A 17,578-nucleotide genomic window follows, 5' to 3' on the forward strand; every position below is an offset into this window, starting at 1 on the left:
GTTCACCAGTTGCAAGGGCGATGAGATGTGATGGCGAACCGGTCATACCGGGAGCTGGGATAACCCGTGCGAATGTCGTGGGCGTCATTGCCCGCAAAGCAGAGTGGGACCTGACTCGCGGATACCATCAAGGCCAGCGGTCAACATGAACGACTGCATCAACAGGCCGGACAGAAGACTGCACCTGACCCAATCGTCAAAAACGTCAAATCACCCCTTGCAATGCGGGAGCCATCCACAGAAGACATTCTGGTCCAGTTCGAGCCCTCCACGTCTTTGAGCTCTGAGTCTCTTGGTCGGGCGACTTCCCGTATGAATGAGATCATCGGGTCCACGGGCTGATCCAGATGTAGTGGGAGCGGCGGCTAGGAGCAGTATATGGCACCAACATATGATCCAGCATTCTACCTGACCTGTTCGGTGACCTCCGCGAAGCGACTACCCTTGCGCTGCGGGCCGAGCCAAGCCGAGGTCGCTGTATATTGGGGCAAGCTCTTCGTCAGTAAGCGGACCATTCTCGGCCGCGCTGCGAGGTGCAACTTTGATGGCCCAGTATACCATGAGGACGGCGGGCTGACGGAATAGCAGGTCTGCCGGGGCGCGGTCTCTAATGCGGTCCGCGAGAAACGCCTTATCATCAAGGAACTTCTTTAGGTCTACCTCGAACCCCTCCTTTGCCCATTGTCCAAAGTGGTCAATTAGCAATGTATCGAGCGGCGACGGTTCAGGCTTCAACCCGGTAAGGGAACGATACAAGCGGTCGACGGCTGCCGAGACCTCGCGACTTGGAGCAAGTGCCGCGTCCAACCATTCCCTTACCCTCATGAAGTAGTCGTCCGTGGCCTCCATCAAGGCCATGCTCTTAGCAGCTGAGCGCTTCACTTCAGGCGAGGCCTGGACGCTAGGCTTGTATATCGTGTCGTGGGTTAGTTCGCTGTAGGCGTGCTGGAGTATCGTGCGGACCTGAATTTCGCAGGGGGTGCCCGCTTGGATGGTCACGCCGTCAGACGTCAACTGGTCCTTGGACCGAACGATGTAATGAACCGACTGATAGTCGAATTCGTATGGCCGCTGCCTTCTCTCCTCTTCGTAGTCCCTCGCGAGCACCGCCGTCCAGTTCGGGCAGGTAATGATTGCCCGCTCTACAATCTTGATGTCGGCCGAGACCAGGACAACGAAACGCAGACCGACCTTGTCTTCGATATCGTTGTACGGGTCCGTATAGGGCTTTCCTCGCCTGAAAGCCTTCGCCAAGAGCGATGGCTCTTCCTTCGTCCGCGGGCTGATGGGAATACGCAGGAATAGTTCCACAGCAGCTGGGTGGATTTCCTTGGCTACGGCATCAGTCAAGGTCGCTGCGACAAAGTTTCCCCATGCAGCATACATCGGGCGCTCGGCGCGCCACCGTTCGACGAGCCTAGTTTCGCGGTCGGTCATTGCTCGCCTGTTAGCCGCTCGCGGATGATTACGCGCGTCCAGCCATCACTATCGCCGAGGACCCCGTCAGCCGGAATCGCTTCCATATGCACCTTGGTCTTCAGTGCCTCGGGTGAAGCGGACAGCTCAATGTCGCCGCCAAACTTTAGCCGGCGCCTGCGAAGTCGATTGCCCATCTGCGACGTATCTCTCACGACCGCATTCGGAGTGAACCTCTTGGTGGTCATGAAATCAGCATAGGGGTCTTTGAGTTCCACCGGTAGAAATCTACTGCCAAACTGGTCAGCAGTGAACGTCGGGTCTTGCTCGTCCCGAACGAACACATAGAGGCTGTCGACCATATCGCGCTTCTTCTCAGGCTGCATGTCAGAGCCACGAATGAACTCCTTTGTCAGGTCGAAGAACCTCATGGTTTCGTAGGGGCCATCGCTGGGCAACGCGCAGCCAAGAAAGCCATCATAAAAATACGTCGCTGCAGCCTCTCGATTGCTGGCTGAGATGTTGCTGTCGAAGATGAAGGCGCGCCGGCCGTCAGGCTTCGCTTTTGTCGTGTCATCAAATGCCATCACGCCAATCTTGTAGAGACGTGTCGCAGGGGTGAGGAAGATATTATTGAGAAACTCGATGATAGCCTTGGCGCCCGCGATGGAGCGCCGGAAGCCTTGTTGGATTTCAGCCTTAATGACGCCTACAAAGGGAACGGATTCTGCGCCTACCGTCCCATCGAACACAATGACCATGCCGCCCGGTATGCGCCGGGCTAACTGTGACTCAGCAAGTTTGGTGGCGATTTCCTTGGAGCCCGACAGGAACGCTGTGTCGTCGGAACCGACTAGTCCTTCTGCTGTCTCCAAGAAGCTGCCGGCACCAACCTTCACAATTCGCATCTGCAGGCTTTGGGTTTGACCCGATAGTGCATCCGTCATGCGGAGTCTGAAGGCGCCGATCGCCTCAGCGCTCAGGACTTCCAGACTATTAGCATACGCTGGTGGCTGAATAGATTTGTCATCGTTGCGACGAAAAACCTCGTGAACCGCAATGCGATTCACCTTTAGATTCTCAAACAACATCGCTGTCCCCTCCCACCCCAATAGAGTAAGTAGTTGCACGATATCCTGGATGAGGTAAAGATTTCTCTGATTGGCGACAGGCCTTCGCCTTACAGCCCCCTTCCGTAATGGCCCGCAAACTTTTCCCGCGCAGTTCGACGAGCAGAACACCGACCGCCGAACATAGCGGAGCCATTTGGGTTAGCTGCCAAGGGCTGGCGGTAGTTATTGGGCCGGAAGCGGCCTAGCAGCTTTCGGATAGAAAACGCCGAATTCTGCCGTTCTGAGTGGATACGGTGGGGCCAGGGCCAGATGATCGCATTAAGATCAACGTCAGAGAATGCGCAGCACTGCCTGCACTACTCGGGCACCATGAGGACCGGCCATGGTCTAGCGGCTGATATAGGTCGCCATCGGCACCCAAGGAAGATGGTGTTCCGAACTGGACATCAGCAGCAACCTGTTGACCGTATTGTCCTGGAAGCCTTTGACCCGAAATAGACTGGTTACTTTTCCGGTACTGTATTGGATTTCCGCTCTGTCCATAGCGGCATCTGCAGCTCGCTTGCCTCGCAAGAAACGTGCGGCAAGGTGCTTTTCGAAATTGGGTTTTGTTCCTCCCACCTTTCGATCTCTAATGTAGTTGAAGGCCGAGCGAAACACCGACGTGATCTCGGCAGACGCCCCGCTTGCCCCCAGCGCCTCGATCGCTTGGTGGTCAACCGGAAACCGAAAAGGCGCCGCTTGGATGGCAACCTGCAAATTTTGAAGCGCAGGTTCGGTACCGATGTAGCGGCGGTTGAGCGCCGCTTGCAACTCCCGCCACCTGAAAGGGCTATCGGTGAGTATCTGCGCGCCCGTCGCCTGAGCGAGATACATTGCCATCTCGAAGTTCGGCGCCATCTTCATGATTTCCAACTGGCCGCCTGATCCAAGAGAGTTTTCCTGCAGAACGGCCAGAGGATCGTCCAACCTTATCTGTTCAATGAACGGCATCATCTCGTCGACGTCTAAGGTCGTGTCCGGTTGCGGCATCTTTGCCAGCAGTGAGCGCAGTGCCTTTTCAGGTATTCCAAGCATCGTTCGATGCATATCTTCCTGGATGACTTTTTCCATTCTGGGGTCATCTTTGGGATCGAACCTCGGCATTTTTCGGCGCGCGCTCGCCATGTGCATCATCTGGTCGCGCAGGTGCAGGTCGAAATCACAAGGGTCCGGGATAAGGTGAACAAGACCAATTTCGACCAATGGCATAATGTTTAGGAACGTCATCAGCGACTTCAGGATCTCGCCGCGAAAGGCGTGCGGATCCTCGGTTGGACGCATTTTTTTTGCTAGCGAATTGGGGTTGATGAACGGGTGCTGAATTATAATTTCACCGAAATAGAGCGATGACCCCAAAGCGAATTCAGTGATGAGCTTAGGGTGCAGCGACCCGGTGTAAACCGAACGCAGCGTTCCATCGGGCTTGGGCAGCAGGGAGAGCAAATCTGTCTCGCGAGGCCAGAGAGATTCGTACATGCTGTAGACCTTCGATATCCTTTCGTCGGTCATCTCCTTACGAACGGTATTCCAGTCCTTACCTGCCATCTCAAACAGGTTGGCTACGCCGGTCAGCAGCATCAAATTTCGCTCTCTGATGCTCTTCTCCGACCAAATGACTCGTAGGTGCGCTGGCTTAGACTTGCAGCAATCCCCGAAGGAGAAACCGGAGCCGCAGCCGCAAATGTCACGCGGTTTTAGAGGTTGAGCCCGGGCGGGCTTTATCAACCAGGGACGCGGCTTTTCCGACCTTCCAAACTGATCCTGGTAGTCGACCCGACCATCTTCGTAGCCAACGTACATTTCGCCACCGAAGTGGAAGAGCCCATTTTGGGGTGGCAGAAGGGTCGCACGCAGATCACACCATGACTTCGTGACTGTCTTCTCCGGGTAGAGCCATTCTTCGCGACCGGCCGCGATGTGCTTCTCGGCACGGGCCTTCATGATGAAGTTGACTTCAACCACCTGCTGTTGCGTTAGGTGCCGGGTTCGGATGAAATTGATTGTTGACACCATCGCCGGGTGGAAGCGCCGGGCGAACGTCCTCTTAACCAATGGGTCGACGCCCGGCTCTTGCGCGTATTCTAGGTTGGTCAGGATCAGGCAATGGTCGGCGCCGAGCGGGTAGACGGTCTGCGATCCCTTCAATGCGATGGAGGGATCATCAGGATATTGATTTCTGGAATCCGTCGGTGCTACGCCATGGTTGTAGATCGTGACCGGATGATCGGTAACGATGAATTTCGTGGGCGATTTCTCAGCCGATACGATCTCCCGAACCCCCGTCATCCACGTTGTGATGTTCAGCATTTGGATGCTTTGCATCTCCTGCATTAACTCATTCTGCGATAGCTCGGGATATTGCTTGCGTAACCAAGCTAATCCCTTCGGCGTTCGCAGCTTCTGGATATCAAGGTACTCGAAGAAGTTCTCGAAATTAGAATGCCACGCTGCCTGATCGGTGCCAGTGAAAGCTCGAACCGCCTCTGCCCCTCGGCCATCGATATCGCCGAACAGCTTGCGTTCGATCTGATCGTCCACGTCAGTTCCGAAGAAGGTAGAATAGAGATCCTGCTGTACGAATGCGCGTGACGTCGGCGATCTGAACAATGAATTGCCAGGCTTGGGGCTTCCATCCCGCCTGTTGTGCATGGGCGGGGCGAGGTTTAGGTAGAAGAGAGTGTTCTTCCCGTCTGCGAAAAACCGTTCCTGATGCCATTGAGGAACGAAATGGTTCTTTCTCGTTACCGACATGAACCCTCATCGGAACAAAATTCTGGGGTTCCGGGGCAAATTGCCCTGACATTGGTCCAAGATCGTGTCGATAGATGCAAAGGGCAAGGTCCTTTCCCGCACTTGATCAACCTCGTTCGTGCCACCCAATGATGTCGGCTGCCGGAAACGAAGGCGCCATTGCGGACAGCCAGTTTTCGGCCAACAACATGCTCATGCGGACAGCAATCCAAGCCAGGCTCTTTGCTTCTTGAATCTGTAACTTTACCTCAACTCAGCGCCGCCTTGCGAAAGGCCGAAATCGCATCGTAGTCCAAATTCAGCAGAGGCAGTTCAATTGTCTCACCGAATAGCTTGAAGCTCTTGTGGTGCCAGCCCATCAGAGCCCTCGTCCGAAGCTCTTTCAACTCATCTTCGACGACGGCTTCGATCTGAGCAAACGATCCATTCTCACCCGTCATTCTCTTGATCGCTGCCTTGAGCAATACCGGGTTCAACGGCACGTATCCAGCGATTCCCTTCCAGGCTTTTTCGGTCCCAAAACAGGTGCGAACCATTACCCCGCTACTCCAGGTCACTTTCTCTAGTTTTCTCCCAAAGGCCAAAGAACAGATTTTGTCTTTTTCGTCTCCGTTGAGATCGAGAAAGCGCTTGATCTGTTTTGCCGCTTCAAGGGTACGAGACTCTATCTGAGCGACCATTCGCGCGCCTTGCGGAGGCACGGCAGCCTTTGCCTGGATTTGCAGCGCGGTGTTCGTCGGTTCATGAAAGGCGAGGAGATCAATCTCGCCATGTTGCCAGTGGACACCCTGCCGGACCTCAACTCCGTCCATACTAGAAAGGCACTCGATCGCATCTTTCAGGAGAGAGGGTTCGAGATGGTTCGATACGATATTGTCGAAGGTCTTCTGGTCGGTTCGGACCAGCCTGTAGAGCAGATTTCTTTCGGGCATCATGCGTTTGACTGCATGAGGAGAAAACAGCAACGCGTTGTCGATCCTAAGGAAGGGTGGGAAGAAGCCTTCACCGCCGCCGGACTTCTTGATATCGCCCAAAATGATCGTGAAAAGATCGACGATCTTTTCGGCTACTGATGGCTCCACGCCAGCCACCCCGGCGGCAACTCCGATTACATGGTTCCTGTCAAGGAGCGGAGATGCCCATTCTCTCGCCTCTTTCTCGAGAGCTGCACGCCGATAACGTGGAAGTGCGCGCATGGACAACGATTCCGCCGCGTCGGCCATTCCGAGGCAAAAGTCCGCATAACCCATAAGTGCGGCACGCATCCCTAAGAATTCTTGCCGCGCGAACCCGAAGCTCTTAGCGAACGCATCGTCGTCGAGCAGCGGAAGCTCAAAAATGTTTTTGATATAGTGGTTGTAAGCTGGCCTGAGGACCCCGATGAACTCGTCTGCCGGAATTTTTGGCCACGCCTTCACCATCCGCAAACAGTGCTCGATCGGGTAAGGTGGCGGCGCCACATCATGCGGCAAAACCATCTCCGACATCAGGATGTCGGTTTCCTCATGCTCCCTGAATTCCAGACTTGGGTGGTCGAGATGGAACCCGGACGCCCGGCGTTCGACAGAGAAGAATTCCCGGCGCACCAAGGGCATGATCTCACAGAAATGAGCGTAACCGAGCAGTTCCTCCATGTCAGCCAGAAACACCTTGTCGATAACGCTCAGCGCGTCATCTATATCGGCTCCGATCAGTCGCGGGGATTTATCGAAAAAGCCGCTGACATAGGACATGCGGCTGATCATTGCTGTTCCGACTTCGTCGTCGCGCTGCACTTTGCGGTTGAAGCGTCCACCGACGAACTTGGAATCGGCCGACAAGTATAGGGAAGAAAGGATGCTTCGTATCGGTTGTTGCCAAAGTGATAGTTTGGCGACGGCGGCGTCCGAATGCACTTCAAACTTTAAGAATTCTTCAGAGGCGTCCGACACTCATGCTCCCCGCAAATCACCGAGCGGACAATGAATTAGATCGGCGTAGAACTCAATGAGATCCATCTCGTTTGGCGGCTATGTAGCGGCGCGCGCTGTTGGAAACGGGCGTCTCAAACGTGACTAGTGCCTAGGTAGACGGAAGAAGCCAATAGGGTCCAGCTTCTCGAAACGATACAATTGGGTGCGCAAGTCGCTCGGTCTCAGAGTTGACGCCCGCCGCCAACGATGTCTGGATTTAGGATGCTGCCCGGTTGGTCACAATGGCTGACATTAGGCGCGAAGCTGACGCCTGGCGGCGAATTTGAACCCCATACCCCGTCATCCCATGTTGATGATTTGTGCTTCGCATGTCGCATAAAAAGGGAGTGTGGAATATGGGTCGTTGCCATTGGGTTCGAACCGATGGGAGCCTCAATGTCTCACCTTGGCGCCGTCGAAATGACGGCGTTGCTCGACCTTGCCTGATAGCCATGATCCCTCGATGGGCACGCTGAAGCAGCTTAACCGATTTAATTGATTCTGACGTGAGTGTCGGCTCGTCAACGTCACGCGCCACCGCCATTATTAGCTCTTCGCACCTGCACAAAAATGTGTCAAACGCAGCCCCTAATGGTTGGTAACGTTGGGGAAGGAGCCCTTGTTGAGCGCGGTTGCTAACATCAAGGCGATCACACCGCCTGATATCCGTTCCCGGAAGGGTGGAACGCCGCTCGTTTGCCTGACGGCCTATACCACGCCGATCGCAAAGCTGGTTGATCGGCATTGTGACATTGTTCTCGTCGGCGACAGCGTCGGCATGGTGCTCCACGGCTTGCCGTCGACGCTGGGCGTGACTCTTGAGATGATGATCATGCACGGCCAGGCCGTGCGACGCGGCCTCGAGCAGGCGCTGATGATCGTCGACATGCCGTTCGGCTCCTACGAGGAAAGCCCCGAGCAGGGCTTTCGCAATGCTGCACGTGTCGTGGCGGAAACCGGCTGCGCGGCGGTCAAGCTCGAAGGTGGCGAGCCAATGGCGGAGACGATCCGCTTCCTGACCTCACGCGGTGTGCCGGTGATGGGCCATGTCGGCTTGATGCCGCAGGCGGTCAATACCTTTGGCGGCTATCGCGTGCAGGGCAGGGGCGAGGACGGCGAGCGCATCCTGTGCGATGCCCGTGCGGTGGCTGAGGCCGGAGCATTCGCGGTGGTGCTGGAGAAGATCCCCGAGGCGCTCGCCGGCCGGATCACCGCAGAGATAGCGATCCCGACGATCGGTATCGGCGCCTCGGCGGCCTGTGACGGGCAGATTCTCGTCGTCGACGACATGTTGGGCATCTTCGGCGACTTCCGGCCGAAATTCGTCAAGCGCTACGCCGAACTTGGTGAGGTCGCCGAGGGGGCGATTGCGGTCTATGCGCAGGAAGTGCGCGACCGCCGCTTTCCAGCGGCCGAGCATCTGTTCGGCGATGCGCCAAGGACGGTCAATGGTGGAGAAGGCGCATGAGCGTTCCGATCGCACGAACCGTCGCCGAGTTGCGCATGGCTGTGGCCGGATGGCGTCAGAATGGCCTGAAGGTCGCTGTCGTGCCGACCATGGGTGCCTTGCATGAAGGCCACCTGAGCCTGGTGCGTGCCGCGCTCGCCAAGGCCGACCGGGTTATCGTGACGCTGTTCGTCAACCCGAAACAGTTTAACAGCGCGGCCGATCTCGCGGCCTACCCGCGCACTGAGCATGACGATGCCGCCAAGCTTGCGCCGCTCGGCGCTCATCTGCTCTACGCGCCAAATGCAGCGGACGTGTATCCGGAAGGTTTCGCCACCACGGTGTCGGTGGGTGGGGTGAGCGATGGCCTGTGCGGCGCATTCCGTCGCGGCCATTTCGACGGCGTGGCAACCGTCGTCGCCAAGCTCTTTCTCCAGACGCGTGCAGATCTCGCCTTCTTCGGCGAGAAGGATTTCCAGCAACTGCACGTCGTTCGCCGGCTCGTGCGCGATCTCGACATTCCGATCGAGATTGTAGCCTGTCCAACGATACGTGAAGCCGACGGCCTGGCGATGTCGTCGCGCAATGTCAGGCTCTCGGCCGCACAGCGTCTGGCAGCGCCAAAGCTCGCCGAAGTCCTATCGGCTTCGGCCGGGCGTTTATCGGCGGGATTGCCAGCCGAGCTTGTGCTCGCCGAGGCCAGGCAAGCGATCCTCGCTGCCGGTTACGACGAAGTCGAGTATCTCGAGCTACGAGCAGACCATGACTTGTCGCCACTATCCGCCGCGGACCGACCGGCCCGCCTGATCGTCGCCGCCTGGCTCGGCGGGACGCGGCTTATCGATAACGTCGGAGTTCTGCCCGGGCGGCGCAAAGGCGAGCTGCTCGCGGCAGCCAATGCCGCATGATTGAGCAGCCGCAAGGCATGGACAAACGTGCGTCGTCACCATGACCCAGACAAATAGCCGTAGCAGGGAGTGGATATGGTCTTTCGATTGAAGGAGCGCCTCGCCAGAAAGTTTGAAGAAGAAGTGCAATTCTTCAAGGGCTGGCAGAAGGACAGGAAACGAGTGGGCGCGCTGATGCCAACGTCCGTTCATGCTGCGCGTCGCATGGCAAGCGTCATTAACCCGGCATCCGGATTGCCGGTTCTTGAACTTGGCGCGGGAACTGGCGTCATCACCAAGGCAATCCTGGAAAGAGGCATCAAGCCGCATCAGCTGGTTTCGGTCGAATATTCCAAGGATTTCTATCAGCGCCTGACGCGAGCCTTTCAGGGCGTGGATTTTCGATTGGGTGATGCGTTCGCGCTGGAGGAAGTGCTTGCCGAGCGCAGCGGGGAGCAATTCGACTGTGTGATAAGTGCGGTGCCGCTGTTGAGCTTTCCAATGGAACAGCGTGTTGCCTTGCTCGAGGATTTGCTGGCCCTTCCTGCTGGGAGACCGGTGATTCAGATCACTTACGGACCTTTGTCGCCGGTGATCAAAATGCCCGACCGCTATGTCGTGTCTCACTATGATTTCGTCGTCCGCAACATCCCGCCCGCACAGCTCTGGACATATCGACGAGCAGTCTGACGGCGTGTGCGCGGAGACGGCGGGCAGTTCGCAAAATCGTGCTGAAGCATAGGACGGTGGCCGTCACGAAATTCGCATCGATTGCGCTTTTGTTGCCGCCACCGCTTTGCGGAGGCGGCTATGCCTTCTAGCGCTCACTCATCTGCTACGCACTTCGCCCTGCGGACAACAGACAAAGAAGCCACCACGGCCGCGAAAATCTCGCGACGGCGTCTCGATACCGGGACCGGCCCGCCATTTTTGGGAGGCGATTCGCGCAGGTGTCTGGCCTGGATCGTGCCATTTATCTTTGGAGCGCATCATTAGCCGTCGTCCATTCACCGGCCGAACCTCCCGATCGCCGGACCCCTGATGAAGATTCCCTCTGGAAAGTGACGTCTTCTTTGGACCGTGACGGTCTGCGCCGTCTTGCCGTACTTGGCATGAATCTGCCATTCCCTGCCGCGAGCGGCGAAGCGTTGTCACTCTACCCTGCGATGGCCTTGGGAAATACGACAGGCGAACCACAATAGTCATTGTGAGGCTCCTTGAACCGCCTTGCTTTGGAGAACGGAGGTCGCTTGTCAGCCGTTCCCGTGTCATCGGCAAACCGCCGTAACGGTCACACGGAAATTATGGAAGTGGCAGAAAATGCAGCCTACAGGCGCATTCCGGTTTGCCTCAGCGAGAGCATTGTCGCGCCGTGTCGTTCAGATCGGGCGGCAATTTACGGCCATGAGATGACGTTCCCAGACAAGAAACGGGGCCTGTCTAACCATAAGCTTGAGCTCGCGCGTGATTGTCGGAAGCCGCCCAAAGCGACGCGAGTAACCATGAAACGTGTGGAAAGAGCACGGCCTTTCGTGCCGACGGAAATCCATGTCGGCACGGTCATGGACGAGAAAGGCACCTTTGGCATTCTCTCGATCCGGACAACTGAAGGCCTGCTAGACATCGCGCTGGACCGGCAAGCCGCCGACACCATCATGAAGGCAATCGGGACAATCCGCTCAAAACTGGACCCCAGGGGGAGCTAGATTCAGTCCGGCCGAGGCGGAGTAGAGACGTCTTGGCAACACCGAACGTCCAGCGGTCGGCGTGCCTAACTTGCGATGCCGTCATGACCGCCGGATGCAGGCCATACTTGTCTGTCGCCAAGCATCAAGCGGTAGCCATCGACCATACAGCCTAAGACGGCTAATGCCTCGGCCGCCGAATAGAAAATCGCAAGAGGTATGGCGCGACCATTGTCCATGCGCTCAAGGCGGTAGGCGTCGCTATGCGCTTGCTGTTCGTCCACCAACGATGAATCGCTCCCCCAAGGAAGAGCACGTTAGCCGTCATTCGTGACACTTCCGTGAGGGAACCGAGCAACGACACCCTGTCTGTCAAACTCGCAAACGCCGAGTTTTCGAAGGATGCGTCTTACTGGACGCAAACCTGGCGCGTCACTTCGCAAGACCGGCGGTTGCGCTGATGGCACTCGGAAAGAGCCATTTCTTCGGCGTCCGGGATCGTCGCTTCCAACTGCAGTTCATAGCGCGAGCGCTTCGTATGTGCGCGATTGGAATGCTTCACGGTCTCATGCTTGTAGGCGTTGGTTTCCAACCGTTCCCGGACCACAAGCCGGTCATGTCGCCTCGCCATTCCAGCCTTGCCAGTGCAACCCTGCGATCACAGCCGGAAGAAAAATCCCGTCGATTGATCCCGCTTGCGGGTTGCCCCGGTCGGTCGCTCAATCGAAAGCTTGGAACGAGGCGGAGTTCCCATGTTCAATTCGAGCAGATATTGATCCAACTCCTTGTCCGCGGTCGTCAGCCGATGATTCAGCCGCAGATAGTCCATCCAAGTCGGCGTGCGAAAGGTCTCTGTCCAAAGCAAAGGATCCTGAAGATCGCGCTGGAGGTTCCAGTGCCGCGCACCGACGCGGCTTTGCACGCGTCGCCGTTCCTGCATCCGGTCCAGGAAAGCTTCGACGTTTGCCTCCGGTATTGCGTACTCGATCTTGACGACGATCGGCCCGCTTCTCGCTTTCAGGTCGAGGGCGAGCTGCGGCGTCTCGAAGCCAAAAGGATCCTGGTCAGACTCTTGCCATTGACGGATAGGCATCAGGAAGCCGGTGGCCGCGACCAGTATTAGCGCGCCAGCGGAAACCTCCAGCGCCAAGGCGAGCGAATAGTTCTCAGCCACCGTGCCCCACAGCCAACTGCCGGCCGCGATGCCGCCAGACGAAAGGGCATAGTGGATCGAGAGCGTGCGGCCGACGACCCACCTTGGGCTTGCCAACTGGACACTCACGTCGAGCCCCGTCCAGGTGACGACCCAGCCCGCGCCGCCGAGCGCCAGCGCAATAGCCGCCACCACCACGGAAGACGTGAGAGCAAGAGACAGGCAACACGCTGCACAGGCGATGCACGCCAGTGTTGTCAGTCGCTCCTGGGACAGCGACCGCCTCAAGACATTGTTGCAAATGCCGACGCACAAGGCGCCCGTCCCGAAGCCAGCCATCAGGACACCATAGACGATTGGTCCTCCCCCCAGCTGATCGCGGGCGACGAGAGGCAGGAGCGCGAGTATGGAGATGCTGGTCAGGCCAAAAAGCGCTCCACGCGCGATTGCCGCCTTGATCTCCGCCGACAGGGCCGTGAAGCGCGCGCCGTCATGAATGGCAGTGGTCAATGGCTCGCGCGGGAGAGGTGAAGCGCGAACATCCCATTTGCGGCGCCCTATGGTCCAGAGCAGGGCCAGATAGGTAAGTGTCGCCACAGCGAAAGCTGTCAGAGGTCCAAAGGAGGCTACGACGATGCCACCGAGCGCCGGGCCGACGCTTCGAATGGCGTTGTATCCAACCGAGATGAGCGTAACTGCGGCCGGGACTTCGCGTTTTCGCAAGATATCGCCCACCGACGCGTGCCAGGCAGGATCGGTGAAAGCGGCGCCCGCTCCGGCCAAACAGCTGAAGGCGAGAACCATCCATGGATTGAAAATCCCCAGCGCCGCAAGAACAGTGAGCATTGCCGAGGACAACGATATCGCGCACCAGCCGGCGAACATGAGATTGCGGCGGCTGTAATTGTCAGCCAGGGCCCCGGCGAAGATCGACAGGACGAAGACGGGCAGTGTGGTCGAAGCCTGCACCAGGGCGACCATCACGTCGGAGGTCGAGATGGTCGCCATCAGCCAGCTGATGGCGACAGTCTGAATTAGCCAGCCAAGGCTGGCGACCTGCGTGGCAAGCCAGATCGAACGAAAGGTCGCATTCTCGAGCGGCGCAAATGTCCCCGACGAAGCCGGACTCGCATCTTCGCGCGCCACCCTGCTCATTGGGTTGAGCCCTCCCTCGGTCTATCGGTCGTGTTAGAGGTGCCCTCCCGGCGCACGTGCCCATGGAGGAATGGCACCATGAGCGCATTTTGTCGGCGCAGCGCAAGATATTTTTTACCGCTGGCGCTCTGGCGCAAGCGATTGCTTCATCTGGAATTGCCACCAACGCGCCTTCGTGATTGCTGGGACAATAGGCTGAGACGACATCGCCGGTGAGCTCGATGAGGACGTCGATGTTGTTGTCGTCGGGAGGCCTTCATCGGCCAGGCGAGACTCCATCTCCTCGGGAAAAGGTCGTCCCCTCCGGCGCTGCGCGCGCTGATGGGCGCCGGCGACAGCCATGTTACCAAGACGTCACGCAAATCGCGCGTGGTGCCGATCGTCGACACCTGGTGGCAGACCGAGACTGGCGGCATCCTGATCACGCCGCTCCCCGGCGCTACCTACCTCAATACGGGATCGGCGACGCGGCCCTGGTCGACGGGGACGCCAAGGTGCTGGAAGGGGCCGCCGACGGCAATCTCTGCATCACCGATTCATGGCCGGGCCAGATGCGCAACGTCTATGGCGATCATGAGCGCTTCATCCAGATCTGCCGCGGGGGGCACTTCTCTACGACCTTCAACGCTCGGCGAGGGCTCGTGCCAAGAGCTCGCCCGCGTGACCGGCGGCTTCAAGCCCGCGGCAGGTGCCGTCCAAATCAGCGGCGTTCTCTTCCTCATTCAGTTTCCATGCTCCCTCGAGGCGCTCGACGCGAAACTCCAGACCGACAATGCCTCGCATCATGCTGTCTATATATTTTTGCGGGGCATCCGACACGCTCCAGGGCGCTGTGCGAGTCGCCTCGTGCCGGTCTGTCAGGTCTCCAATCTGGCGTCGCAGCCAGTCCCTATCCTCAATCGCCGTCAAGCTTCCGTGCGCGTGTATGGCGATATAGAGCCATGTGGGAACGACCTTTCCCGTCTCGCGCTTGGTCGGATACCACTGCGGCGACATGTAGGTGTGAGGGCCCTGAAAAATCGCGAGACTGGCGCTGCCCTTCGGTACCCGCCAATGCGCGTTGGCACGCGCGACGTGGGCCGCCAGGATCAGGCCTCCATCCGGGGCCTGCCGCGCGATGGTCGGCACATGCGTGGCCTCGATGCCTGCAGGCGTCGGCGTCACGATCGTGGCGAAGCCGATCTCGCGGATCGCGGCCAAAAGCACATCGGGGCGGTCTTCAACAGATCGACGGGGCCGGTACATTTAGTTCCTCTCGATTGTGTGGCTCAAGCACCCGGTTGACGTATTCAACCCAGCGATTTCGATCTGGGCATTTGGGCACAGTGCCTCAATCACTTCGGTCAGATGCGCCCCAGCGGCCCTCAGCCGCTCCGAAGGCATGGGCTCGAGCGCCTCGAGTACAAGCCAAAGGGAACGCGATTCGGCCGTCACCATGGTCCGACGCCCCTGGCGCCAGTTCCAGCGGCGGCAGGTGACTCCGGCGTCATCGCACCAGACGACTTCGCCCGGCTCTGGATGCTCGGTGACAGGTTCACCTTGCTGGACGGTGTCGAACGGCTCGGCCCCCGTAGCGATCAGAAGTCTTGGAAGACCCTGATAGTGATCGAGATCTTCACCCCCAACCGGAACGCCATAGAGCACGCTGACGGCGTTGTAGGCATCCACCAGCGGGGAAATCCGTGGCAATGAGCCATCCTTGCGTATCCGCTTGAGAAGTGCGGCAGCCGAGCAGGGTGTTCGATTAGCGTTGGCACCGAAGGCTCTGTAGACTTCGGCCCAAGCCGCAAGATGCGCATCCCGTTGGGCATCGCCGCCTAGCGCGGCCCGCTCCGCGGCCGCGATCACGTCAGCGAGCGCCGGGGCCTGAGGCGCGCCGACTTCCGCGTTTCGCACGACGATGCTCAGCAAGTGAAAGCTCGGGTGCCGGGCGTAAATCTCGGGGGCGATCATGGGCGTGAAAGACATGGGCTGCTCCGTCCTGCGGGAAGGCTCTGCGTTACGGTTCATTCAGGGCAATATCGAACATCGCGGGCAAGGCGAACTCCTCGGACTTGTGGGAATCCGGTCGCGCATGTCGCACAAGGCCGCCTGGTCATCCGGCCACCGACAAAGCCTGCTCGAGATCGTCAATGATGTCCTGTGGGTGCTCAAGCCCGACGGAGAGTCGCAAGAGCCCCGACGGAGCCATCGACTTCGGCCCTTCGACGGAGGCCCGGTGTTCTATCAGCGAGTGCGTGCCGCCGAGGCTCGTGGCCCGCACCACGAGCTTGAGCCGGCCAGCAACCGCCGTAGCGGCCTCGGCACCACCGCCGACGATGAAGGAAAGCATGGCACCATAGCCCGACATCTGCCGCGCGGCCAACGCATGCCCCGGGTCGCCCGGTAGGCCAGGAAAGAGGACGGCTTCAACAGCGGAGTGCTTTCGCAAGGCTTCGGCGACCTTTTGAGCGCCCTCGCAATGGGCTCGCATACGAACCGGCAAGGTCTGCAGCCCGCGCAGCGCCAGCCAGCAGTCGAAGGGGGCCGCAACGCTTCCCTTGTGACGTTGAATCATGCGCAAGGGGCGTTCGAGCGGCGAGGCCTCCGGCAGGACGACGATCCCTGCCATCAGGTCGGAATGGCCGCCGATGTATTTCGTTGCCGAATGCATGACGGCATCAGCCCCAAGTTCGAACGGGCGCTGCAGGATCGGTGTCGCCCAGGTATTGTCCACCACCGCGAGCGCACCAGCCTCGTGCGCGAGGTCACAAGTCGCCCGGATGTCCACGACACGGATAAGCGGGTTGGAGGGGGTCTCAATCCAGACGAGGCCGGTGGGCGCGGCACCGACGGCCGCCCGCAAGGCGTCCATGTCGCGCATGTCAACGGCGACGAAGTCGAACCTGTGCCCGATGTCGGTTTCATCAATCAGCGACCGGATGCCGAAATACATGTCGTCCGGTACGACGATGCGATTGCCCTTGCTAGCATGCCCCTCGAACACCGCGGTGATCGCGGCCATGCCGGACGAAAAGGCAACAGCGGCCTGGCCGCCTTCGAGCGCAGCCATCGCCGTCTCGAACGCGTGCCGCGTCGGGTTGTCATCCCGGATATATTCGTAGCCCGACGGGAAGGAGCCGTCCGCGCTTCGCTCGAAGGTCGTGCTGGGATGGAACGGAAGGGTGATGGCCCCGGTGGACGGATCGACCTTCCGGCCCGCGTGAATCGCCTTGGTCTCGAGGTACATGGTGCGCTTCCTCAGCTTGATTTCAGACAGAATAGGGCTGGAAGGACCAGGAACATCGATCCTGGCGTTTCGAGACAGCGCGGTTGAACTGTCCGCGCCGGTCATTATAGTGACCGTATGGGATCCGTCAGTGGAAGTCAATATAATGACCGATGATGAAACAGCAGCGGCAACGGAGAAGCAACTTGGGACGGCACTATCGTTGAGGGTGCAACATCTGCGCCGGGCCCAGAATTTGAGCCTGGATGGACTTGCTGCGCTCTCCGGCCTGTCGAAAGGCACAGTCGTCGCCATCGAACAGGGAAAGGCCAATCCGAGCATCGGCGTGTTGTGCCGCCTGGCTGTCGCCTTCTCTCTGTCAGTTACCGATCTGTTGAGCGCGTCATCAGAGGAGGTCTCGGGTGGTCCGATTGAGCGCACCAACCCCGCAACACTTTGGAAAACACTGCAAGGAAGCGAGGCGAAATTGGAGGCCTCGACCTCAGGCCGGACGATGTTCGAAATCTGGTCCTGGACGATTGTACCCGGCGACGTTCATCGCTCAGACGCTCACAGCCGGGGCACTCGTGAGCTTCTTTCGGTCGTGCGAGGAAGTCTCAACATCACCGTCGGGTCAGAGACGATGACATTGCAGGCCGGTGAAGCCGCGCGGCTGGTGACCGATCAGCCGCACTCCTATGCTGCCGCGGACGATCAGCCTGTTTCGTTTTCAATGGCTGTGCTCGAACGCGGGGAGGAGGCATGACCCATCCGTCGTGATCAGCTTCGGATGGATCTGGCTCTTGCGC

The 17,578-nt window shown here is 58.7% G+C and carries 14 protein-coding genes and 1 pseudogene; 6 read left to right on the forward strand and 9 right to left on the reverse strand.

Translation table 11 applies throughout. From position 1 onward, the window contains the following. Positions 1–438: 438 nt before the first annotated feature. From AC1D0N_RS27510 to AC1D0N_RS27525, 4 genes are all read right to left on the reverse strand, one after another. Positions 439–1,437: a GTP pyrophosphokinase gene (locus tag AC1D0N_RS27510; protein WP_477249256.1), complete on the reverse strand. Its 999-nt coding sequence runs from the start codon at positions 1,435–1,437 to the stop codon at positions 439–441. After that, positions 1,434–2,507: a nucleoid-associated protein gene (locus AC1D0N_RS27515; RefSeq protein WP_477249257.1), complete on the reverse strand. Its 1,074-nt coding sequence runs from the start codon at positions 2,505–2,507 to the stop codon at positions 1,434–1,436. The genes AC1D0N_RS27510 and AC1D0N_RS27515 overlap by 4 nt, the downstream gene beginning before the upstream one ends. Before the next feature lie 369 nt (positions 2,508–2,876). Then, positions 2,877–5,282 carry a DUF4238 domain-containing protein gene (locus AC1D0N_RS27520; protein WP_477249259.1) on the reverse strand — a complete coding sequence of 802 codons (2,406 nt, stop codon included), beginning with the start codon at positions 5,280–5,282 and terminating at the stop codon, positions 2,877–2,879. A 248-nt stretch (positions 5,283–5,530) separates the two neighbouring features. Continuing rightward, a complete protein-coding gene (locus tag AC1D0N_RS27525; protein ID WP_477249261.1) occupies positions 5,531–7,213 on the reverse strand; it encodes a hypothetical protein in 1,683 nt (560 codons plus the stop codon). Between the two features lie 643 nt (positions 7,214–7,856). On the opposite strand from AC1D0N_RS27525, the gene panB reads away from it, so the two are divergent. From panB to AC1D0N_RS27545, 4 genes are all read left to right on the forward strand, one after another. Further along, the gene (gene panB / locus AC1D0N_RS27530; RefSeq protein ID WP_477249263.1) at positions 7,857–8,702 is read left to right on the forward strand and encodes a 3-methyl-2-oxobutanoate hydroxymethyltransferase; all 846 of its coding nucleotides are present in this window, start codon (positions 7,857–7,859) and stop codon (positions 8,700–8,702) included. Beyond that, positions 8,699–9,589, forward strand: coding sequence for a pantoate--beta-alanine ligase (panC, locus tag AC1D0N_RS27535; protein ID WP_477249265.1), 891 nt, complete (start codon positions 8,699–8,701; stop codon positions 9,587–9,589). Before panB ends, panC begins: the two co-directional genes overlap by 4 nt. Before the next feature lie 75 nt (positions 9,590–9,664). Continuing rightward, positions 9,665–10,258 (forward strand): phospholipid N-methyltransferase PmtA, encoded by a 594-nt coding sequence (gene pmtA / locus AC1D0N_RS27540; protein WP_477249267.1) that lies wholly within the window; start codon positions 9,665–9,667, stop codon positions 10,256–10,258. Between the two features lie 812 nt (positions 10,259–11,070). Further along, complete coding sequence (locus AC1D0N_RS27545) at positions 11,071–11,274, forward strand: hypothetical protein (protein ID WP_258597400.1); 204 nt, start codon at positions 11,071–11,073, stop codon at positions 11,272–11,274. A 65-nt stretch (positions 11,275–11,339) separates the two neighbouring features. On the opposite strand, the gene AC1D0N_RS27550 is transcribed toward AC1D0N_RS27545, so the two are convergent. Further along, complete coding sequence (locus AC1D0N_RS27550; RefSeq protein ID WP_477249270.1) at positions 11,340–11,540, reverse strand: hypothetical protein; 201 nt, start codon at positions 11,538–11,540, stop codon at positions 11,340–11,342. A gap of 371 nt (positions 11,541–11,911) precedes the next feature. Next, positions 11,912–13,561, reverse strand: coding sequence for an MFS transporter (locus AC1D0N_RS27555; protein WP_477249272.1), 1,650 nt, complete (start codon positions 13,559–13,561; stop codon positions 11,912–11,914). Between the two features lie 294 nt (positions 13,562–13,855). Between AC1D0N_RS27555 and AC1D0N_RS27560 the strand changes: the two are divergent. Continuing rightward, positions 13,856–14,178, forward strand: a pseudogene (locus AC1D0N_RS27560) (acetate--CoA ligase); the annotation flags it as partial. Between the two features lie 4 nt (positions 14,179–14,182). Here the strand turns inward: AC1D0N_RS27560 and AC1D0N_RS27565 are convergent. The 3 genes from AC1D0N_RS27565 to AC1D0N_RS27575 form a co-directional block, all read right to left on the reverse strand. Next, complete coding sequence (locus tag AC1D0N_RS27565; RefSeq protein ID WP_477249274.1) at positions 14,183–14,806, reverse strand: FMN-binding negative transcriptional regulator; 624 nt, start codon at positions 14,804–14,806, stop codon at positions 14,183–14,185. Beyond that, on the reverse strand, positions 14,807–15,529 hold the full coding sequence (locus tag AC1D0N_RS27570) for a B3/B4 domain-containing protein (RefSeq protein ID WP_477249276.1): 723 nt from the start codon (positions 15,527–15,529) through the stop codon (positions 14,807–14,809). Positions 15,530–15,656: 127 nt separating this feature from the next. Next, entirely contained in the window at positions 15,657–16,790 is a 1,134-nt protein-coding gene (locus AC1D0N_RS27575) for a trans-sulfuration enzyme family protein (protein ID WP_477249278.1), read from the reverse strand. On the opposite strand from AC1D0N_RS27575, the gene AC1D0N_RS27580 reads away from it, so the two are divergent. Then, the gene (locus AC1D0N_RS27580) at positions 16,789–17,535 is read left to right on the forward strand and encodes a helix-turn-helix domain-containing protein (RefSeq protein WP_477249280.1); all 747 of its coding nucleotides are present in this window, start codon (positions 16,789–16,791) and stop codon (positions 17,533–17,535) included. The two genes, AC1D0N_RS27575 and AC1D0N_RS27580, sit on opposite strands and share 2 nt — an antisense overlap. The last annotated feature ends 43 nt before the right edge of the window (positions 17,536–17,578 follow it).

It is taken from the genome of Mesorhizobium sp. P2_E10 (assembly GCF_056404235.1).